The 22,933-nt window shown below is 47.6% G+C and carries 14 protein-coding genes; 5 read left to right on the forward strand and 9 right to left on the reverse strand.

Annotation, left to right across the window (positions count from 1 at the left end):
• The first annotated feature begins 60 nt into the window (after window positions 1-60).
• The gene (gene asd, locus MKZ16_RS26860; protein ID WP_038573164.1) at window positions 61-852 is read left to right on the forward strand and encodes an archaetidylserine decarboxylase; all 792 of its coding nucleotides are present in this window, start codon (window positions 61-63) and stop codon (window positions 850-852) included.
• A gap of 793 nt (window positions 853-1,645) precedes the next feature.
• Here the strand turns inward: asd and gpmA are convergent.
• The 3 genes from gpmA to MKZ16_RS26875 form a co-directional block, all read right to left on the reverse strand.
• A complete protein-coding gene (gene gpmA / locus MKZ16_RS26865; RefSeq protein ID WP_036679780.1) occupies window positions 1,646-2,389 on the reverse strand; it encodes a 2,3-diphosphoglycerate-dependent phosphoglycerate mutase in 744 nt (247 codons plus the stop codon).
• Window positions 2,390-3,170: 781 nt separating this feature from the next.
• Window positions 3,171-3,956: an AraC family transcriptional regulator gene (locus tag MKZ16_RS26870; protein ID WP_076101041.1), complete on the reverse strand. Its 786-nt coding sequence runs from the start codon at window positions 3,954-3,956 to the stop codon at window positions 3,171-3,173.
• A gap of 335 nt (window positions 3,957-4,291) precedes the next feature.
• On the reverse strand, window positions 4,292-5,797 hold the full coding sequence (locus MKZ16_RS26875) for a PLP-dependent aminotransferase family protein (RefSeq protein ID WP_036679783.1): 1,506 nt from the start codon (window positions 5,795-5,797) through the stop codon (window positions 4,292-4,294).
• Between the two features lie 143 nt (window positions 5,798-5,940).
• Here MKZ16_RS26875 and MKZ16_RS26880 point away from each other — a divergent pair, with 143 nt between their 5' ends.
• The 3 genes from MKZ16_RS26880 to MKZ16_RS26890 all read left to right on the forward strand — a co-directional run bounded on the left by MKZ16_RS26880 (window position 5,941) and on the right by MKZ16_RS26890 (window position 8,241).
• Complete coding sequence (locus tag MKZ16_RS26880; protein ID WP_076103714.1) at window positions 5,941-6,558, forward strand: pyridoxamine 5'-phosphate oxidase family protein; 618 nt, start codon at window positions 5,941-5,943, stop codon at window positions 6,556-6,558.
• 111 nt (window positions 6,559-6,669) lie between these two features.
• A complete protein-coding gene (locus tag MKZ16_RS26885; RefSeq protein ID WP_036679816.1) occupies window positions 6,670-7,971 on the forward strand; it encodes an aminotransferase class I/II-fold pyridoxal phosphate-dependent enzyme in 1,302 nt (433 codons plus the stop codon).
• Between the two features lie 150 nt (window positions 7,972-8,121).
• A complete protein-coding gene (locus tag MKZ16_RS26890) occupies window positions 8,122-8,241 on the forward strand; it encodes a YjcZ family sporulation protein (protein WP_212592220.1) in 120 nt (39 codons plus the stop codon).
• A 559-nt stretch (window positions 8,242-8,800) separates the two neighbouring features.
• Here MKZ16_RS26890 and MKZ16_RS26895 read toward each other — a convergent pair.
• From MKZ16_RS26895 to MKZ16_RS26920, 6 genes are all read right to left on the reverse strand, one after another.
• Window positions 8,801-16,648, reverse strand: a complete 7,848-nt coding sequence (locus tag MKZ16_RS26895) for a glycoside hydrolase family 3 N-terminal domain-containing protein (RefSeq protein ID WP_256715425.1) — start codon at window positions 16,646-16,648, stop codon at window positions 8,801-8,803.
• A gap of 263 nt (window positions 16,649-16,911) precedes the next feature.
• Entirely contained in the window at window positions 16,912-18,132 is a 1,221-nt protein-coding gene (locus MKZ16_RS26900; RefSeq protein ID WP_076103716.1) for an ABC transporter permease, read from the reverse strand.
• 1 nt (window position 18,133) lies between these two features.
• Window positions 18,134-18,880 (reverse strand): ABC transporter ATP-binding protein, encoded by a 747-nt coding sequence (locus MKZ16_RS26905; RefSeq protein ID WP_076103718.1) that lies wholly within the window; start codon window positions 18,878-18,880, stop codon window positions 18,134-18,136.
• Entirely contained in the window at window positions 18,877-20,385 is a 1,509-nt protein-coding gene (locus MKZ16_RS26910) for a DEAD/DEAH box helicase (protein WP_076103720.1), read from the reverse strand. The genes MKZ16_RS26905 and MKZ16_RS26910 overlap by 4 nt, the downstream gene beginning before the upstream one ends.
• A 97-nt stretch (window positions 20,386-20,482) precedes the next feature.
• Window positions 20,483-21,259, reverse strand: a complete 777-nt coding sequence (locus MKZ16_RS26915; protein WP_036679791.1) for an SDR family oxidoreductase — start codon at window positions 21,257-21,259, stop codon at window positions 20,483-20,485.
• 28 nt (window positions 21,260-21,287) lie between these two features.
• Window positions 21,288-21,743 carry a chemotaxis protein CheX gene (locus MKZ16_RS26920; protein ID WP_076103721.1) on the reverse strand — a complete coding sequence of 152 codons (456 nt, stop codon included), beginning with the start codon at window positions 21,741-21,743 and terminating at the stop codon, window positions 21,288-21,290.
• Between the two features lie 254 nt (window positions 21,744-21,997).
• On the opposite strand from MKZ16_RS26920, the gene MKZ16_RS26925 reads away from it, so the two are divergent.
• Window positions 21,998-22,900 carry a LysR family transcriptional regulator gene (locus MKZ16_RS26925; RefSeq protein WP_038573173.1) on the forward strand — a complete coding sequence of 301 codons (903 nt, stop codon included), beginning with the start codon at window positions 21,998-22,000 and terminating at the stop codon, window positions 22,898-22,900.
• The last annotated feature ends 33 nt before the right edge of the window (window positions 22,901-22,933 follow it).

Consider the following 22,933-nt stretch of genomic DNA (forward strand, 5'->3'; position numbering starts at 1 on the left):
ATGCAGAGCAGAGACGACCCGTATACAACCGTACTGCTGCATTATGGAAGGGAGATGGGCATGGTAAAACAATTGCTACGGCTGATGACCGAGCTATCCTCACACCGGTGGCTTTCACGGTTAATGGGATCTTTTTCTCATAGTAGAATCAGCCGTTTTCTTATCCCGGCATTTATTAAGACTTATCAAATCCCCTCCGCTCAAGCGGAGAAAAATCCTGGAGAATATCTCACTCTTAATGAGTTTTTCAGCCGCCGGCTGAAGCCGGGCATGCGGCCTATTGCAACCGATGCTGACGCTTTGGTTAGTCCCGTAGACGCAACGATTACTGCTATGGGTGACATTACCGCCGGTACGATTATGAATGTAAAAGGGCAGGATTATAAGATCGAGGATCTCCTTAATCACTCCCCGCATCTGGAGCTGTACAAGAAGGGTTTTTTCTTCGTTCTTTATTTGAGTCCTACCGATTATCACCGGATTCACTCTCCCCTTACCGGACAAAAGGTGGAGAGCGATTATATTCGCGGACGGGCCTATCCTGTCAACGATTTCGGAATGCGACATATGAAGGGTGTCCTGAACCGCAACGAACGTCTCATTACGTATATTGCCGGGAGTTACGGGGAAACCGCGGTAGTAAAGGTAGGCGCAATGAACGTCAGCAGCATCCGTTATACGGATGCTACGGCTGCCGAGTGGCAAATAGGCGATGATCTGGCTTATTTTGAGTTTGGCTCCACCGTAGTGCTGCTCACGGAAAGCGGTACCTTTACCCCGAGACCCAAGCTTGAGGTCGACTCGAAGGTAAAAATGGGCGAACTACTGGGAACGTTGCATCGACCTTTGTAGGGAGAGTTGGGCGAATGTAAAAAATTAGAGGGTGCCTCAAAAGCCATGAAATGGCTGCTGGGTGCCCTCTTCTTTTTGAGACTTAGTGTGGAGCACAGTTGCGGACGTGAACCCTCTAGCTATCGTATACCTATCGTCTAACCATCGTGTACCTATCGTTAGCTATCGTATACCTATCGTTAGCTATCGGACCCAGCTGACCTTATACGCGGATTTTTGACACATTTGCGATTCTATCGGACTCCACCGCAGCTATTGGCACCAAAAACGCCTTATTAGAGTCGATTCTTAGGCAATAGCGGCGCTGGAGTCCGAAACTCCGCTCAAATGGCGATAAATGGGCAAATAGCGGCTGCTGAGTCCGTAAGCATTTGCTAGAGCGTTGGTCGAGGTTGGTCGAGAGTTAGTTGAGGGATGGTTGAGCATTAGTGGAGGACTAGTCGAGAGTTGGTGGAGGGATGGTCAAGAGTTAGTTGAGGATTTGAGGGCTAGTGGAGCGTTGGTCGAGGATCTACGGAGAGTTGGTCAACGGTTAACATTCAACGCTTTCGCACCCAGCTGACCTTATACGCGCCATTTTCGCACATTTGATTGGTCACAAACACACTAATAGCAAAAAGGACAGCCCCGTGGCTGTCCTTTTATCTTTTCATGTAAACCACCTAATACGCCTGTTACGCTTATTAACCTGCTACGCCCTAATGTGATTATTACGCCGCCTGTTTTGCTTATTCAACCTGCCACACCGTTATCTTAATACACCTGCTACGCCTATACGCTTATTACACGCCAATTACACATGTCCCTGCTTAGCAACATCAAGCGCCTTGGCCGCTACCTGTTCCGGATCTCCTAGATAAAAGCGACTGATAGGATTCATGTCCTCATCCAGTTTGTACACGAGCGGTACTCCGGTAGGAATATTGAGCTCCAGCAATGCCGCTTCATCAATATCCTCCATAAATTTAATCAATGCACGCAGCGTATTGCCGTGGGCTGAGATAAGCACCCGTTCTTTTTTACGCAAAAGAGGGACGATCCGGTTTCCCCAGAAATCGCCTACACGATGTACAGTGTCCTCCAGGCTCTCTCCACGCGGGATATCTTCCGGACGAACACCGCTATAGCGAATATCGTTTCTGGCATACCTAGGATCATCAAGCTCCAGCAACGGGGGTCTCACCGATAAACTCCGCCGCCAGATATGCAGCTGCTCATCTCCATATTTTAGCGCTGTCTCGCTTTTACTTAATCCCTGCAATGCCCCGTAATGGCGTTCATTCAATTTCCAAGACTTTTGCACGGGTATCCACAGCAAATCCATCTCTTCCAGTACATAGTTAAGAGTTTTAATCGAGCGTTTGAGTACCGAAGCAAAAGCCAGATCAAATGTATACCCAGCGTCCTTCAACAGCTTGCCAGCAGTCTTTGCCTCTTGGATACCCTTCTCAGTTAAATCCGGGTCACTCCAGCCTGTGAACAAATTCTGTACATTATACTGGCTCTCACCATGACGTATTAGTACGATTTCGTACATTTTCTCTCTCTCCTTCCAACTATGGACCTTATATATTTTACCGACGAACAACATTATGCGAAACGTATCGCGGAAAGCTCTCACCTTAGTAATAACCCAATCGTAGAAATAAATATCTACCGCTACCTCATAGTTAGACCAATTAAACATCCTCAAAGGTACGTGAATGAGGCGTGCATGGACCGTGAACGGCGTGTGGATAGTGCGGTACATGAGCTTACGCTTCATTGCAGAATGTGCAACAGAAAATCTTAACTTTTACTTGGAAATACATTACATTGTACTTCGTGCAATAGATTATCGTGATGATCTCTAGAAAGGCTGCTTCTCCTGAATTTGAATGTGAGATGTGCAACAGAATTCAAATCCGACTGCTTTTAGACTCAATCCCATTGTACAAAATACAACGTGAGGCACGATGTAATGTCCATCAGTTACTCTAGTCTTCGACTTAAGTTCATTATATATATCAATTTCTAACAACACAAAAAAACCGGATGCCTCATGGCCCCGGCTATTTATATTTTTAGTCATATCATGCGATTGTATGCTTGCTTGTTCCGTTTAGAACCAGCTGTCCACGACAAAAGCGTTCGCCTGCTTTAACCGTTTTAAGCGGTTTCTAAAAATACCTCCGCCTCCACTCTTACAATCCGTGTTGCAGATTCTGCGTCTGATGATCATGCCAAGAGTCTCCTTCCAAGAAGTTATGTAAATTCTCTGTAAACTAAACTGCAAAGTATTTACCCTTGGTTGAACAAACTGAAACAAAAAAAGTGAATCAGCGGATCTCAGATGGACTTTTTCCGGTATATTGCTTGAACTGGCGGCTGAAAAAGAAAATGTCACGATATCCGAGCGCATCTGCGACCTCAGTAACATTCATTCCTGCGTACAGCAGTAAATGCTGCGCACGCTCAATCCGGGCTCGGATGACATAAGACTGCACAGAAGAGCCCGTAAGCTCCTTAAACTTAATTGAAAAGTACCGAGGCGAAAGCCCCGCACGAGCAGCAAGATCCTCTACACGATGTGCAATCCCCGGATGCTGGCTCACATAGTTCGCTATTTCGTGAATGATTTCTGTCAAATGGTTGCTAACATAACGTTCTACTGGCTTCACACGGTCCTCCCTCAGCAGATGAATCATCAGCTGCTTCAGTATAAGCTGCCCTTCTTCCTCAGCGGCGTAAGTATCCACCAGAAATAGTCGAACGTACCTAGCAAGCAGATGTTCAAATTCAACGGTTTCTGTAAGCTCACGATAGGGCAGCGGAATATCCGTCACCTCTTCGGAGACATCAAAATGAATATATGTAAGTACAAGTGGCTTTTGCGGATTATGTGTAGCACTAGTATGGTCACCCGGACGAAAAAGGAAGCAGCTTCCCTTACCTACTTGAAAGGGTTCATCGTTACGCACAACCGTCCCTTCCCCGCTCCATACATAAAATAAATCATAATTTTGCAGCGACTTCTCTCTTTTTTGCCATTTCCAGCCCGGCTCGCACACAATCTTAGCCAGAGCCGGCAAAATAACAAAAGAGGACGGCGATGCATGCAGCATAACGTTCCCTCCTAAAAGTTTTGTTAGCATAAACTACCTTGAACCACTTCGCAAAACTTGCTTCGTAAGCATTTCACTTTGTTTTGTTAGCAAATCTACTTTGAACTTCTTCGCAAAACTCGCTTCGTAAGCATCCGCTTTGTTTTGTTAGCAAACCTACTTTGAACTTCTTCGCAAACTTGCCTCGTAAACATTCGCTTAGTATTGTCAGCTAAATCTGCTCTGACTTCGCAGCGTCCATATAGTTTTGTTTAGCTTAATCTACTCCGAGTTTCTTCGTCAAAATTCGTAAGTATTCGCTTAGTTTTGCATTTCATCTTCTTTATCATACCTTGTCATGTTGCATTTTGTACATCTTCCCACGCCAGATGCAGGCTTGTTATCCCTTCCTCCAGCTCCTCGGCATTCAGATGGGCAAAAGAAAAACAAGCGGCCGGTGCTCCCGGTGATAGCTGATATAACGCGGCATCTCTAAAATCCGTGTCGCGCCTAAGCGCTGCCGCTCGGAAAGCAACAAACTCTTCACTGCTGCGCAGCCAGCGGGCATATACATGCAAGCCCGCATCACCAGGCAGCAGCTCGAAGAGCTCCTTAAGCCGTTCCGACAGCAGCGTCCTGAGGATGCGTCCGCGTTCACCATAGATGCGTGTCATCCGGCGCAGATGACGGCCATAGCCGCCTGTATTCATGAACCGCGCCAAGGCTCGCTGCTCCAGCAGCCCTACCGGCAAGGGCTCATATAGCGCCTTGGCGGCGATAGTCGGCTTTACCAGAGAGGGCGGAAGCACTGCAAAGCCTAGCCGCAGGCCCGAAAACATCGTGTTTGAAAAGGAGCCTACATACACGACCCGCTCTTCGCGATCCAGTGCTTTTAAGGGCTCTATAGGACGCCCAGCCCAACGGAACTCACTGTCATAATCATCTTCAATGATTACTGCATTATGCCGCTGCGCCCATTCCAACAAGGTCCGTCGTCGTTCCAAAGGCAGTACCACACCCGTAGGAAATTGACGGCTCGGCGTAACAAACAACAGCCGGGCATCCCAATCCTCCGGAATAAGGCCGTTGCCATCCAGCTTCCCTGCCAGCAATCGGCCTCCAGTGATCTCTACGGCTCGCCGGATCCCGTGAAAGCCCGGGTCCTCTACGACCGCTGAGCCCCCTGCATCCAGCAGCAGCTGCGTCAAAATAACGATGCCTTGCATCGAACCGCTGAACAATACGATATGCTCTGCGTCCGCGCGAATCCCGCGGGTAATCCGCAGATGTGCAGCGATAGCTTTCCGAAGTCCTTCATCGCCTTGAGGTGGACAAGTGCTTTGCAGCAATCCACCTTCCTTCCCTCCGGCATAAGAGAGCGCACTGCGCCATTCGGAGTAAGGAAAATGTTCCATCCGCATACCACTACTCTGGAAGCTCACTGCTTTCTTATTACTCTTTTCATAAAAGGGTATCGGGCGCGCAAGCAGCCGCTTTCCCCATGCTGAAATAGGAATCGTAGTCTCGATTTCACAATCTCCTCCAGCAGCATCTGTGGCTTCACCCAAAGCCTGATTCTCACCGTCACTGCGACTGGCAGCTGAAGCAAAGCTATCTTCCGATACGAATGTCCCCCGCCCCGTTTCAGTCCTTACATAACCATCAGCGAGCAACATTTCATACACCTGCGAGACCGATCCGCGCGACAGCTCATAGTGCTTAGCAAGACTTCGTGTAGACGGCAGCGGAGTGCCTCCCGGAAGTGTTCCTTCCAATATTCCTGCGCGAAGCGCGTGATATAACGCTAAATATTTGTAGCGGTGTATCGCCAGATATTGATCGTATGCCAGCGTGATATTCATCGTTATCCTCCTTGACCAGCAAGTGGTCCATTAAAAACTATCTTAATTGGTCCTTTTTAATTGTCAACCACTCTACTATTCTTTAAAGAACAATTACATTGGAGCAGACGCTCTAGACTAAAAAGAAAGAGGACGTGATCCCTATGCGCAGAAAAGAATTTAAAGTAGATCAGGAGGAAGAATTGGTCTCTTTTCTAAACGGAATGAGTTTTGGTTTTCTCGGGACAAGCGATGGACAGGGGCAACCGCGGGTGACACCGCTGAATTTTGTATATACAGATGGTTGTTTCTATTTCCATGGCAGTCATGCTGGTGGCAAAATGAAGTCGATCCGCAATCAGCAGAAGGTCTGCTTTACGGTAGCGGATGAGTATGCTCTTATCCCGTCTTATTTTAGCGATCCCGAGCTGGCATGCCCTGCAACCGCCTATTTTAAAAGTGTGACCGCCTACGGCACAGCCGAACCTGTCGAAGACATTAATGAAAAAGCCGGCGTACTCTCCTTATTTATGAAAAAGCTCCAGCCCGAGGGGGGGTATGATTCCATCGATGCAGAGGACCCTAGATACCGTCCCCGTCTAAAAGGAGTTGCCGTTGTGCGCATTACCCCCGAGGAGATCACTGCGAAGTTTAAGTTTGGGCAAAACCTAAAAGAAGAAGAGCGCTCCGGCATCATTTCCGGCCTGTCCGAAAGAAATAATCCACGTGATGAAGAAACGATAGAAATGATGAAAAAATACTGCCCTTTCCACGCCGAATGATATTTTTTAAAAATCGTATCTTTCCAAGTGACGGTTGCAATTGGCGGTGATATAATGTTAGGCAATGTTAACAGTATGTTATCCCCAAAGAACCCTGGAAGGATGAAACTGATGAATCCACTAGCTGGACAATTAAACGAAAGTATCAAAGCAGGAAATGAACATGTGTATGATATGCTCTCTACGCTTGGCAAAGAGATTTACTTCCCAAAAGAGGGCATCCTGAGCCAATCCGCTGAAGCAGGAGCTCACGCCAAGAAATACAACGCAACCATCGGTATTGCTACTGAAGGTGGCGTACCTATGCACCTCGGCGTCATTCAGGATAAACTCTCCGCTTACAGTCCTAAGGATCTTTATAGTTACGCCCCTCCGGCAGGTAAACCAGAGCTGCGTACTGTATGGCGTGAAAAGATGCTGCGCGAAAATCCATCGCTAGAAGGTAAAACCATCAGCAATCCCGTTGTAACCAATGCCCTGACTCACGGGCTTAGCATTGTCGCTGACCTCTTCGCAGAGCCAGGTGACGCGATTATCTACCCGGACAAGAACTGGGAGAACTACGAATTAACCTTCGGAATCCGCCGCCATGGGGAGACCGTTAACTATCCGCTGTTCACAGAAGAAATGACTTTCAACAGTGCAGGTCTGGAAGACGCGCTGCTCGCTCAAAAAGAACGCGGCAAAGCGATTGTGCTGCTGAACTTCCCTAACAATCCTACCGGATATACTCCAGGAATTAAGGAAGGCGATGAGATCGTCGCAGCTATCCTTCGTGCGGCTGAGGAAGGCATCAACGTTGTTGTTGTAAGTGATGATGCATACTTCGGGTTATTCTTTGAGGATTCACTAAAAGAATCGCTGTTCGGCAAACTGGCTCATCTGCATCCTCGTGTGCTTCCAATCAAGATTGACGGTGCGACCAAAGAAGAATTTGTCTGGGGCTTCCGTGTGGGTTTCATCACTTATGCCTCGGAGGACAAAGACCTGCTGGCAGCATTGGAGCAAAAAACACTAGGTATCATCCGTGCCACCATTTCCAGCGGTGCGCATCCTTCGCAGACCTTCGTACTAGACGCCTTGAAATCTCCGGAATTCGAAGCACAGAAGGAAGAGAAGTTCCAGATCATGAAAGGCCGTGCGAATAAAGTAAAAGCACTGCTGGATAGCGGTAAATACGGCGAGGATGTATGGACGTATTATCCTTTTAACTCCGGTTACTTTATGTGTCTGAAGCTGCACACAGTTGCGGCTGAAGATCTCCGGCTTCACCTGATTCATAATTACGGACTAGGCACTATTGCTTTGGGTGAAACTGACCTACGTATTGCTTTCTCATGTATCGAAGAGGAACAGCTCGAAGATCTTTTCGATCTTGTATACGCAGGTGTTCGCGATTTAGAAAAAGCCTAACTGAACTTTATATAGCTTACAATCAGCTCCGTTTTCATGGAGCTGATTTTTTTTGTACACGACTCCGACATTGGCCTATACACGCCCCTCTCTCCGCACATACAATACGATGTACTCAAGTACAACACACACACCGAAAGGGGAATGAACATGAGCGAAGAAGTTAGAGGCGGATATGGATGTTGTGGAGGTGGCCCATTCACTAGCACTGGCGCCATCCTGGTTCTCTTTATCTTGCTGGTTATCATCAGCCGTTCACTTTTTGTCTAACCATTAATGACAGTCTCGGGAGAGAGCTTTAAGCTCTTTCCTATTTTCAATCCCTTTTTTTCACAATAGACGTGGGTGTCCAGTAGGTCATGATAATGGCTGCTGTGACGTCCGCGTCTTTTTTTATTCCACCTTGGTCTAAGCACCAACCGCACCAACCTTCGTTACCGCAGATCACATTTGCCCGCACAAAGCAGCTATCGGACACCCCTGACCCTAAAGGCAGTATAATCCCATATTTTACTTACTTACGGACCCCAAAGCCGTTATTAGCATGCCAAACCCCAAATATGAACCTCTTCATAGGGAATAACGCCACTGGTGTCCGAATTTCCCCGATAAAGGTTATATATTTGCAAATAACGTCTGCGGGGTCCGTAAGCCTCCGGGGATAATTATGATCGGCGGCGAAGTTGCAGGCTTAATGTAGATCTAGCTAATGCGAACTTCTAAACTTAGATACTCACCCAATAACCACACCTAAAAAAGGCTGTCGCAAACGTAGAAAATCTACGGATGCGACAGCCCAAGAGCTAAAAGTATCTTTACAACTGATGTATTACAGATTGTACAGGTTGTAGATCAAAACCGCTGCCTCTGCACGGGTGGTAACACCTTGTGGATGAATCCGCAAGCCGTCTCCCTTGATCAGGCCAGCACGTATTAGTGCTGCCACACTGTCACGTGCAAATGCTGATACTTGCTGGCTATCCGTGAAACTGGACATTGAAGCTCCGTTGCCGGCTGGAAGCTGTCTGCCGGCTGCTGCAATCGCTTTTGCAGCCAGCGTCATCATTTCCTGCCGCGTAACAGAAGCGTTAGGATCAAAGCTTCCATCTGGACGACCAGTGGTGATCCCCAACTGCTTCGCCATAGCCAACGCTTCATATCTGTAATCGCCAGGCTGCACATCTGTGAAGCTTTCTGCACTATCTCCTTCCAAGCCAAACGCTTTTATAAGCAGGAGCACAAAATCTCCCCGCTTCACTTCCGCTTGAGGCACAAATTGATCCTCTGTCATTCCGTTGATGATGCCTTTAGAGCCAAGCACCTCAATCGCATTGCGGGCCCACTCAAATTTGCCGATATCCCGGAATGTCTTCTCCGTAAAGGTGATACTGTACGTACCAGAGAGAATTCCTGTAAAGGAAACCATCCCCGTAGCAGCGTTATATCTGCCACTTGGAACAACCGTTAGAATCCCCAACGAATTCAGACTATGAATCGTTATATGTCCTTCTTTACCACGTTCTTCTGATTGTGGAGTATACGGCAGGGACACCTTAACCCGCATGTCAGAACTGTTCCATACGGCTTCCTTGCCATTGATAGTTACGCTCAGTTTAAATTCTGGGCGAGAATCTGAATCCACCTTGGTTATCGTAATTACCCATGGGGTTCCTGCCTCTTTTGCCGCTTGTTTCAGCAGACTACCTGGCAGCTCCAGCACACCAAATTCAGTATGAACGACCAATGAAGTCTTATCATCTGCAAAGATTATACCGTTTGGCAATTGCAGCTCATAACCCTTAGCTTTAGCTACTGCCGGTATATCAACAGTAACCGCTGAAGTTGCTCCACTTAAGCCTGCTGTAGCAGCCTTTTTCAAGCTTTCCAGGTCTATACTTGCTCTTGCCGCACCGGTATTACTGTTCAGCACTGGTGCTGCTGTAAGGATGGTGCTGCCTGTTACACTGCCTGCATTTCCGCTTGAATCCCCCCCTGTTGTTCCGCTGTTGCCACCACCTGAGGTACCCCCGCTTCCGGAAGTTGGTGCTGTCGTTGGCTGAGTAGTCGGTTCAGAGGTTGGACTTGGGGTTGGTTCAGGCGTTGCTGTTGGTGTAGGTGTTGGTGTTGGTTCAGGTTTATCCGCAGAAACGATATATTCAAAACTGGAAATATCACTTGGCTTCCAGCCCTCTTTTACAGCAATCGCCTTAATCGTCTTGCTCTTGCCTACATAAATCACTCCACTATACAGTTCGCTGGCTGCTGTAGGTACAGTGCCATCCACCGTGTAGTGAATAGACGCTCCAGCTGTAGCTGTAGTTAACTTCACAGCAACCTGCCCTGTATAAGTTCCCCCGGCAGGATCAGCCTGCGGTGCTGACACCGTCTTCATATCAACCGCTCCGCTGATCACATACGTGAATGGAGCTACAAAACTGTTCTCCATGCCCTCTTTTACCGCTATCGTACGAAGAACTGTGACTCCTGCTGCGTCAATAGTTCCGGTATAAAGTGGACTGTCTGCTGTAGGCAACGACCCATCGGTTGTGTAATGAATCTCTGCTCCTGATGTCGCTGTAGTAAGGCTGATCGTTTGTAATCCGCTGTAAGCTCCCGGTTTCAAAGAAGAAACAGGTAAGGAAGTCTTTGAATGAATCGGCTGCTCTCCTTCTTCCGTCCGTTCAAGCGTGAACCAATCTAGATTGGCACCGTCATTATTGAAGTTCATCCGTACTACCTGTTTTCCTTGCGCAAGTTGTACGACACCACTCGCCAGCGTGTAATTCGACCAGCCACCTGTAGTAGGCATAGGCACTGTCGAGAGTTTTGTACCATTTACAGATAGCGTAGTGCTTACTCCGCCTTGTGCTGTAGCATACCGATATACGATTTTATAAAATCCGGCTTCAGTAATATCAAGCATATAATCCATAGAACCACCTGCAACGGTAAACCCGACATTTCTAAAATCCAGCACATCGCCAGTCATGGTACTCTGAATTCCATTGGGTGTAGCATCGTAATAATTCTCGGCTTCCACTTTCAAAGAACCAGTGCCATCCATGATTACTTCAGTATAAGGTTCTATTTTAATACCACTAAGCTCGTATCCTGCTGATCCAGCTTGCAGGCGCAGCTTCTGTTCACCAGCCTTCAATTGAAGAACGGTGCGTATGCCAACGGTTTGCGAGTAAAGATTCGGCACATCAACGGTTCTTAATGTCTTCCCATCCTCCGTTTTATAAATAATGCCCTTAGGAGCACCATTCGCGGAAGTCACGGTAAGCGTAAAAGTATAGTTTCCATCCTGCGGCACATTTACCCAGTAATCAATGCTGTCTCCAGCATCAATGCCGGTCAGCTTCGCTCCACTGCCTTGGCCGCTGACTGTGATACCTTGCAGCTGGTAGAATTGATCCAGTGCGTTCAAACTTGTGACTTCTATAGGTGCTGTAGCACTAGTTGTTCCTAAGAGCTTAACCTCCGCACGCAGCACGCCACCACTTGAATCGGCATAAGCATTTGCAGGCACATTCACGGTAAGCTGCAAATCACTATAATACGGGGTATGATCATTCCATGCTAGCGTCAGCTTCACATGGGTAGGGTCAAGTAAGGCAGCTGCCCCAATACTTACATGCCCCTGATCCTTACCTGGGCCCGAGACAGAAATGCTCTGAATGGCATCAGGATTAAATGTCCCTCCTGTAAGGCTGACTACCAATTCATTCCCGTTCACTTGATATGGAAGAGTACTCGGAGAAAGACTAATGCTCTCTTCGTCGTTGATTGCTGTAACTATAAGTGGCAATTTCAGAACATGGACGCTGCCAAAAGACTGATTTGATTCTGTCTGATACACATCAGCGGTAACCGTAAGCGTACGATCAGTGTCGAAATCAATAGCTCGCGTCCCCGCTAATACGACCTTCGCTGTATAATCATCCACCCGGTATACGCTATCCACAACCGTACCTTCGTAACCTTCAATAGACCAATAAGCGGTATCCAGTTCAGGTGCATATTTGTCATTTACTAGCTTGACGATAACTTCTGCACCCTCCTCATTTCCTTCTACCAAAGCAGTCTCCGATTGAAGCCCGGGTCCGATCGTAAGCGACTGCAGATGAAATCCTGTTCCATTTACCTTCATGGTCAGCGTCTGCTCCCCGGCAGGCAAGGTTACTGTTCCATTAGCTATTTGCCAATTGGACCATCCCCCCGTCTTCGTCAAAGCATAAGTCGCTGCCGTTACCGTTGCTCCATCCTCTCCCGTCAGCAGTTCCAGCTCTGCATCATCCTGATTAGTAGCATAGGAGATCAGGAGTGGGTAGGTACCGCTGGCAGGTACATTAATCTTGTACTTCACCCAATCGCCGGGGTCAGTATAACCCACTGCACCACCCGTTACTAATACACCTGAAGCTGTCGTGTAGTCTTGCCCTTGAAGCACACCAGGAAGCTCATGTGATCCGGAAGGCGCTTGGCGTAAAACTAATGAACGGATATTATAACCGTTCCCGTTCGTCTTCAAGGTGAGCTTGTGAATGCCCTTGTTCAGAGAGATCAAGGATTGATAATCTGCAAAATCGGTCATACTCTCCGTCTGCTGCACAATTGGAAGCGTAGCAATGACCTTACCATCTTCACTAATCTCCACCGATTTTCCGGCGCCATCGCTGAATTGAGCGGCATGCTTAAATTGAAGTGAATATTCACCGCTCTCTTTAACATCAATCACATAGTCGAAGGTGGACGAGGCGTCTGGCGAGAACCCGCCAATATAACCCTGCTCATTCACAGTGTAAACCCCTTGCGCTTCTTCAAAATCAACAGCATTCACTACACCCGGCACCGTCTGTATACCATTCAGACGTTCCCAGCTATAAGTGCCCACTGATTTCGCCGGCAGCACAGCACTAATTTGCGCACCGTCCACTAGCAATTTGAACGGCTGTGGATCCGACGTCTGGTTGATCACTACCGTCACAATCTCTTTTCCATCCGGACTAGCAAAAGCTACGTTCGTTACAGTGCTGCTTGAGCCGTAGTCACTATCAATCCGCACGTACCCCGGTTTAACGAATTTCGTAAATTGGCCCATCAGATAATATTCTGGCAGCAGCCAGTAATGGTTACGGTCTCCCGAATCCTGCACAATCGGGGTTGGGTCTGGCGTTCCGGTCCACTGATGGGAGGCAATATCACTGTCCAGCATCGCTACCCAGGAGTTATAGCTGCGGGCCCAATTACGGAAATATTGAGCAATGCGGTCTGCGCCTGAGGTACCCCAGACTGCGCGTTCGGTCAAATATACATTTTTGTCAGGATAGAGATTATGGAGCTGGGTCATCAGACCAAGGTCACCGCCATAATCATGAAAAGCAGTTCCGTCCACCGCATCGTAGGCACCTAATTCAGGATTGCCTAGGATTTGTGCTGGATAGGCCATCGTGTCACCAGGATTATGATCAAATGTCCACAGCTTCACGTCTTTGAAACCATGTTCATCTAATTCCTTCCGCAGCAGTTTAGCCAGCTGGGCTTCTTGCTCCCACGGCATTTTGGTGCTTGGATATTCAATTTCCAGCAAAGGTTCATTCTGCAAGGTCAGACCTTCAAAGGTAATTCCCAGCTTCTCGTACTCCTGTACGAATTTAAGATAATATTTGGCCAGTACAGGCAGATATTCATCCTTCACTTGGCCTTTGATCATACTGTCTGTAGTCTTCATCCAACCCGGCGGGCTCCAAGGTGAGGCAAAAAACTTAATGTCCGGATTGATGTTTTGAATTTTTTTAACCGTGCTGATGATATGGTAGTCAATGTCCTTTTGGATGGAGAAATGCTCCAAATTAATGTCGGTTTGTCCTGGAGGCATATCATCGTAGGTATAAAATTGTTTATCTGTAAAGTCAGCCGTCCCAATCGTCAACCGGAGCATACTCATTCCGATCCCTGATACAGGATCAATCATTTTCCGCAGCAATTCCTCCTGCTTCGCCGCAGACATCTTCGCCAGATTATTAACCGTCGATTCCTCCATGGAGGTACCGATCCCTAGAATAGATTGATATTTCCGGTCAGGATCAATATGGATCTCTGTACCTGCCTTCACGTCAGGAACCACAATATCCAGCTTCGCCTGCTCTTCCAGCTTCAAATCACCCTCTTGATAACGGTCAGCATAATACCATTTCCGATCGGAAGGATCTCGCTCACTCGATACCCAGGAGCTAACTACATCTGACTTAATAACATGTTTAGTGCTTTCCCCGCCATCTCCGGGATTTGATGGATCTACAGGCACATCACCTGTTCGAGTGAAGCTCACCCAGTTCAGGTTGATATCCCCACCGGTAAATTCCAGACGGATCTTTTGCAATCCTGCCTTCTTAAACACAACATTTTCTACAGCTTTCGTCTGCCAATTCTGCCAGCCACCTGTTGAGGTCACGCTTAATGTTCCTAGCTTGGTTCCCTCTGCTGATTTGATGTTGATGCCTGTAGTGCCACTATTAACGGAATAGCGGAAATCGGCTTGATACGTACCTGCTTGCGCCACATTCACGTTATATTCGAGCCACTGTCCAGCCGAGGTATAGCCGACATCGAGACCGCCACCTATATCCTGCGTGTTTTCAGTTTGCAGTCCTGCGCTTTTGTTCAAAAAGTCCTCTGCTTCAATTTTGCCGGGAATCGGCAGGGAAGGAATCTCTGGAGCTTCCGGATCGACAGGAGCGGTTGGAAGCTTTGGTGTTTTCTCATTTTTGGTCAAGCCATATCCCGTTTTGAACAACACATTGGTACTGTTATTGTCTGCCGGATAATTATTCAAAGTGAATGGCCAACGAATTGGATTTTTGCCTACAAAATCCTTAGTACCAAATAACACATCAGCTACTCCAGCACCCTCTGTACCTGGTAGCCAAGCTGCCACAAGCCCATCCCAATCTTCCACTTGGCTGGCTATCGTCATTGGACGTCCAGACACCAATACGACGATAAGCGGAATATTAGGATCAGCAGCACGTATATTCGCAAGTGTCGCCAGATCCTGCTCATCCAGATTCAAGCTGGTCCGGTCGCCATCGGTCTCGGCGTAAGGTGTCTCACCGATAACTGCGATCGCTGCATCATAACCAGCAGCCCCACGCCCATTAATGTTATATGTGACCGTTGTAGAAGCAGGAACAGCCTCCTTTATCCCTTCGAGAATCGTCGTGCCTTCAGTTATATTGCCCGACTTCCCTTGCCAAGTGATCGACCAACCACCGGCTTGGTTACCGATATTATTAGCGTTTTTACCTGCTACGAATATTTTATCCATCCCGCCTAATTGCGATAGAATTGGACTTCCATTTACCTCATCGTTCTTCAAAAGAACAAGCGACTCCGCCACAGCTTGGCGGGCTAATTTGCGGCTTTCTGCTGAGCCAAATGCACTCAACAGATCCGGTTCGCTTTTGGGATGCTCGAACAATCCTGAAGCGATTTTGACATGCAGGATACGTTCTGCCGCATCATCTATGCGCTCAGTAGTAATTTTACCTTCGCCTACAAGTTCTGTGATGTACTTAATCGTATCCTTCCAAACGGTCGGCATCATGAACATATCGACTCCGGCGTTTACGGACACATACAGCTGGTTCTTCAATCCGCTAACTGCTTTGCCCTCGCTATCCACTGTGATTTGCTGCACAGCGTTATAATCCGAAATCACGAAACCGGTAAAGCCAAGCCCGCCATTTTTCTTGTCACCCTTCAAAACATCGGTCAGTAAATGTTTATGGGCATGCATTTTAAGACCTTGGATGCTGTGATAGGAGGCCATAACCGTCTGCACCCCTGCGTCTACAGCTGCTTTATAAATTTTCAAATCCTTATCCATGATCTCTTGCTCGGTATATTTAGTGATGTTGCCTTGATTTACACCATTATCCGTATAACCTTCACCTAGATAATGTTTTGCAGTTGCCGTGATTGTATCTGTCCCTGCCAATGCAGCAGCAGTCCGTCCTTGCAGTCCAAACACATAAGCCGCACCTAGTTCTGCTGAAATATCCTGATTATCACTAAAACCTTCATAGGTTCTACCCCATCTTGCATTATGAGGGGAGGCTATCGTTGGGGCAAATGTCCAGTTCGCTCCTGTTGCGGCTACTTCCTTAGCAGCAGCTGCACCAATAAGCTCAGTCAATGCGGGATCATTAGCAGCCCCTAGGCCAATATTATGCGGAAAAAGCGTCGCGCCTTTGACATTGTTATGTCCATGCACCGCATCCACCCCATAGAGCAGCGGAATGCCTAATCTGGTAGACAATGCACCATCCTGATAGCTATCTATCAAGTCTCTCCAGTTATCGCGGGTACTGTCACTTTCTTTTCCGTTAGGGAATGAGCCTCCCCCGCTGAGTACAGAGCCAAGAGCATATTTCTGTACCTCCTCAGGAGTGACGGCAGCTCTTTCTGCTTGAACCATCTGCCCAATCTTCTCTTCCAGCGTCATTCGGGATAATAGATCCGCAGTGCGCTCCTCCACACTTTTTGTGGGATCATAGTACACTGGAACTCCTGCGGCATCCGCTGCGGCCCGTGGTATACCCGCCTCAAGCACATTCAAGAATAAGGATGATAGTAAAAGCGCCACCATGAATATTGATAATCTTCTTTTCACGCCTGAATCCTCCCCCAATACTGTTTTGTTGGTACGGATGACTACGCCTATGAATTGAAGCGTATACATGATGTAAGATACAGGCTTATTATGCTGGAGCCATCTGGTAAAAGACATACAGCATTTTTTAAATACTCTGTTCCGTTTTTGCAAATTTAAGGACTTGCCCGGCTCAAATTATGCTTCCAGCAAAAAAAAGGCTCTCTCATTCGTAGAATTTCTCTACTGTGAGACAGCCTTTTTATTGTGACTATGAAATTGCTTTACAAATCGTCATCATCCGATCGTGCCGATTTACGGGACAAGTATCCTTTAAACAGAAAGACTACCACAACACCTGCCGCTAAGGTAAAGAGCACTGGCATCAGACGGTCACCTATGGAAGCTAAGAAAGGTAATCCAAGAATCAATGCCACAACCAGATGCGCACGGAATACAAATTGTGTCGTGTTGTCCGCCTTACTGCCTTCAGGAAAAGGATACACTGTCAGCCAAAAAGACTCGCTATGCAATTTGCGGAGTGCCGACAATTGAACACCAATGATGAACAGGAAGAACAAATAAATTCCGGTGCCAAAGTAACTATCACGGTTCCACCAATTCAGCAGCAGAGCCAGCACCGATATCCGCATAATGATTCCAAAGATATCGCCCCGGGCAAAGCTTTTGGTTAGCAGATACCGATAAGCAGTATCCTTACGCCAAGGCAGCTTAGCGCCCCATTTGGAAAGATAACGGCGGGAATACACCCGTTGCTCACGGCCCGGTACATCCACGAACCAGCCCAGAACCATCAGCGCACGTGCACCTTGATTGTTTTCCATGGCGATCAGTCTTTCCCATGGCACAGCGTGACGTCCGGGCACAGACAGTGCAGCAAGATAGGCTGCTGCCAATAACACCATAAATATCAGGCTCGGGCCGGCAGGCTGCCACAGCCAAGCGGCAATAATCAAACCTCCAACTGCCCAGCGCAAGAAAGCAAACACACCTGCCATCGGACGTGACAGCATAGCTATCTCTTTCCATAATCCATAGCTCGCGATCAGCTTCACAGCAATCAGGATCAACACTGTAAATAAAAGTCGCTTGGGAGAATCATCTGTACGTATGTACAACGGCCAAAGGGTGATCAGTACAAATAACAAACGAATGATCTTCCACACGTTTCCACTGACCCAGGAGGGTGCAAAATATTCCTTCATGCGGTGACCCTGAGGCAGCAGAAAGATCGTATCCGGGGTCTGCAAATAGGTTCGGAAGCCGCTATGCACTGTCGCAGGCAACAGTAATGCTAACATAATCCAGCGAATGGGAATGCCTTCAGGTACATTTTGTAGCAGCGATGTATACCAAGCAGAGAAGACAATCAACACGAACAGGAAAACCATGGCTACGCCGCTTTGAATGATATATCCCACATAAGGAAGCATACTTCCCATGAATCGACCGCGCCGCGTGCGCCGCAGCTCTTTCAAATCCATATTATTTCCCTCCCTGAACCAGCTCGTAGAACAGCTGCTCCAAAGTCAGCCCCTGATGCCCGGCAGTTGCCGCTATTTCCGCCAACGTACCCTGTGCAATCACCTTACCTTTATGCAATACAATAAAACGGTCGCAATAATTCTCTATTGTGGAAAGAATATGAGAGCTTAACAGAATCGACGATCCAGAGTTCTTTAGATCCATCATGAAATCAAGCAAGGAGCGGATACCTAGCGGATCCAATCCTAAAAAGGGCTCGTCGATGACATATAATGCAGGTCGTGCAACGAAAGCGCACATGATCATAACCTTCTGTTTCATCCCTTTGGATAGATGGGTCGATAGGGTTTCCATCTTATCCTCCATATGGAACAGCTTGGCAAGATGCGAGGTGCGGGATTCATAATCCTTTTGATCTACCCCATAAGCTCTGGCAGTAAATTCAACATGCTCACGAACCGTCATTTCGTCATACAGTAGCGGCGATTCCGGTACAAAAGACAACGCATTATTGTATCCAACGGGATCTTCAGCACGCGTCTTGCCCTGTACGGTGATATCGCCCTTATGGGGCGACATCAATCCTAGAATATGCTTCATCGTCGTACTTTTTCCTGCTCCGTTTAAACCAATCAAACCAACCATTTCGCCAGGCTGCACCTGAAGTGCAATATCATGCAGCACTGGCTTATTCAGGCTGTACCCACCACTGAGACCCGTAATTTGCAATACGGGAGCATTATTCATTGACCGTCACCTCTCGGAGTTTTGTCTTTCAACCACTTTGGAGCTCCTTTATTTTTACGGTTCTTCTCACGTTCCGCATTGCTGCTGCGTTTGCTCCGTGCAGGAGTCGCATCTCCGCGTGCTCCCGCAGAAGGATTCACACTGCGCTGTGGATCGCGCTGTTGTTCTCCGCTTGTTGTTTCATTTGTGTTAATCGTAGCCATTCTTTTGGCAGGCTGCGTACCTGCTCCAACGGATGGCGACTGAACATTGGAGGCTCCAGATGTGCTTACAGGCAGCTTGCCGCTGCCTGGAGCGGATCCATCACGGCGTTGCCCACTGCCTTCACTACTCCGTCCTCGTCCATTGCGCAAAGCGCTGCGCGCTTCATCTGCTGCAAGCACCTTACCACCGACCATCTCCCGCTCCTCAAGCGCAATATCCAATTCGCGGGCGAATTTCCGCATGATAAAGGTTTGTTGCTCTGTAACAATCGTTACAGATAAGCCGCGGCGTCCCATCCGTCCGGTACGGCCTGCACGGTGTACATAATGTTCAGAATCAAAAGCCGGATCGTAGCTAACTACCAAAGAAAGATTCTCAATATCCAGTCCTCTGGCAGCTACGTCACTGGCAACAAGCACACGAAATTTACCTTCCCGGAAACCTTTTAATACATTGCTGCGCGTTACCTTATCGGCATCTCCGTAGAGTGCTGCCGCAGTAAGCCCAAGATGATTCAGCTTAGCCTCAACCTCGGCAATATCATCTGTAGCATTCACGAACACAATCGCTTTATCGGGATTGTAATGGCGAATCACCCGGCGCAGCATGTCCATTTTGTTACGCTCTTCAGCAACAACATAATGATGCTCCAAACTTTCAGCAGTCATTACACCTGGAGCAATCCCAACCTCTGCTGGGTTCTTCATTTCACGATTAGCCAGCGCTTTCGTCTCTGGTCCGATCGTTGCCGACAGCATAACAAGCTGGCGTGAACGCAGCGCACTGCTGACAATTTTTGTGACTTCGCCAGCTCCGCTAAGCTGGAACATTTGGTCCGCCTCATCCAGAACAATAGTACTGACTTCATGCATCTTCAATTTACGAAGTCCAATCAGCTCGCGGATCCGCCCAGGCGTTCCCACAACTAGCTGTGGATGCTCACGCAGCTTGTCAATCTGGCGTTTGATTGCGGCCCCGCCAATAAGACCCATAACTCGGATTCCGCGCTGTTCACCATAACGTTCCGCCTCGCGTAAGATTTGCATCGCCAGCTCCTGTGTAGGGGCGAGCACCAGCTTTTGGACCACCTTCTGCTCCGGATTAATCGTTTGAAGCAGCGGCAATAGATAGGCCAGCGTCTTACCCGTTCCAGTCTGGGAAGCTGCAATAACATCTCTTCCCTCTAGTAGAAGCGGTATTGTCTGCTCTTGTACCGGGGATGGAGCGTTAATGCCGAATTCCGACAACCGGGCAATGAGGTCTTCCTGAATGCCGATAGCCGCAAAAGAAGCTTTATTCATAAGTGTAATTCATCCTTTTCGCTTGAGATAATATCTTCATTATATGCCAAAAAGGCCTCTCCACCAAATGGAAGGCCAATAAAGCTGACAACAGGGTCTATTTTCTGTTCATCGCATTATAAGTAAGCTTGTCCGCCAGGCGAGGAAACAGCCCGTAAAGCCGTATGCCAAACCCTGCCAGACCCGGAAGATCGAGCTCTTCTTTGCCGGTCTCCATAACCTTAACGATCTTAGAAGATACATGCTCTGGGGTCATCATCATCCGGGCTACACTCTTCTCATAATTGCCAGACGGGTCTGCCGTTTTGAAAAAATCGGTGGCGATAGGCCCCGGGTTCACAGCCGAGACGATAATTCCACTCTTCCGCAGCTCCTGACGGAGCGCATTTGTGAATCCGAGAACAGCATGTTTGGTAGCTGTGTAGGCTACAGATTTGGCTGTGCCTATCTTCCCTGCCATGGAAGCCACATTTACAATCTGGCCGCTTCCCCGCTCCAGCATATGTGGAACAACAGCCTTCGTGCACCGGACAATCCCCATGTAATTAACATCCATCATATCGTCAAATTCATGAGGCTCCATCTCCGTAAAAGCAGCAAATTTGCCGTACCCTGCGTTATTTAGCAAAATATCAATTCTGCCATATGCGGCTAAAATTTGTGCGAAGGTCTTTTGAACACCTTCAGCATCTGTTACGTCACAGGTGTACAGTCCAAAAACGCCCGGGATACCGGCTGCTGTTTCTTTCAGCTTCGCTTCAGAACGTGCTACCAGGACGGGGATTGCCCCCTTTTTACTAAGCATCTGTGCTGTTAATGCACCAATGCCGCTTGACGCTCCTGTAATCACAACAACCTTATCTTTGAGTACCATGAAAAGTATTTCAGCTCCTAACTCTTGCCTAAGAGATCATCACCTGAATATCCATCTCTCCAACCCCATCCATCAACAACGGAATACTAAGCGCTTTACGAGGCATAAAAGACATGCTTTCCATCTTCATAATCTGAGGAGGACTTATATCCACCGAAACACCTTGATTATATAGAATGGTACTGGCATTCCCACTGATCATATTGCTCAGCTCTGAAATCGCACTTTGACCCATCTCATCCATCTCGGTGATCACAAAGCCACCCATCATAATCGATACCATTCGCAAGGCTACCTGCTCCGCGATACCAAATATAATATTTCCGCTCAGTTGGCCTGTCATCCCTACTTGAATCCATATATGATTATCGATCAGTTCAATTTCTTTAATGCCTAAACTCCCCGTAGAAGGCGAGACCTGAATTACTTGTTCTATAACAGTCCGTGCAGACTCTAGAAACGGATTAATTACTTCTACTTTCATGAATGTCTAGTCTCCCCCTTTATCGTGCTTTGGTCATATACCAAAAGTCCCAAGCAATATGGATATATTATACTTTATATATCGGCACAATTCAGCAAAAATTAATGCATATGTCGAATTCAAACCCAAGATAGTTTACGCAGCAACATTGCTCTGCCGGGTATTATCTCCTATAATTTAAACAAATGCCAACGTGGAACGTAAGATATTAACGCAATTACACATCCAATTCGATGGTCCAAAGGAGGTATTCCATGAACATCAGCCAGCTGGAGACACTAATAACAATTTCCAAAACGATGAGCTTTCGCAAGGCCGGAGAACTGCTTAATCTGACCCAACCAGCGGTTTCAGCACAGATTAAGAGCCTTGAAGAAGAGTTCAAGACTCAGCTGGTTGACCGAAACCAGCCTGTTACATTAACGGATAGAGGGACTGTCTTTCTGGAGCATGCGGAACAAATAGTGAGGATTGTCGAGGAACTTAAGGAACGGCTTGCAGATCTTGATGAAAATCCCCAAGGTCATATAGTTCTAGGCACAACTACCTCAATCGCCATTCAAATTTTACCGCGTATTCTATCTTATTTTAAAGACCAGTTCCCCCATATCAAAACATCAATTTCCTCTATGTCCTCATCACAAATTTATCAGCATGTCGAAAACGGCATTGTTGATGTCGGCATCGGTTATTTAATTGGACGTAGCCCGGGCATGTCTACTTCCATTTTGTATTATGATACCTTCGAACTGGTGGTCTCTCCCAGACACCCTCTCGCTCAAGTGAAGACCGCTGGGATAGAAGCCTTAAGCAAGACCCCGCTAATTCTGCTCTCACCAGATACAGTGGGCCGTAAATTTGCGGATGAGGTTCTGAACAAACATGGCATTCAACCTCAGGTCATTATGGAGCTGACCAGCAGCGAGGAAGTGAAACGGATGGTCGAGCTCGATTTGGGCGCCGCCATTATTTCCAAGCAGTCAGTAACCGCTGAGGTTCGAGCCGGCACCCTCAAAATTGTGCCAATTATTGAGCTGGAAGTCACCCATCCTGTTGGCGTGATCACAAAATCAGGAAAATACGTAAACTCTGCTATGAGGCAGTTCCTAAGCGATCTTAAAGGCATGCCGGAAACCCAATTTATCGGGTCTGAATAAATCCCACCCACAAAGTGGAACCGATTACTTCTG

The organism is Paenibacillus sp. FSL R5-0928 (genome assembly GCF_037970385.1).
GTDB lineage: Bacteria > Bacillota > Bacilli > Paenibacillales > Paenibacillaceae > Paenibacillus_AQ > Paenibacillus_AQ odorifer.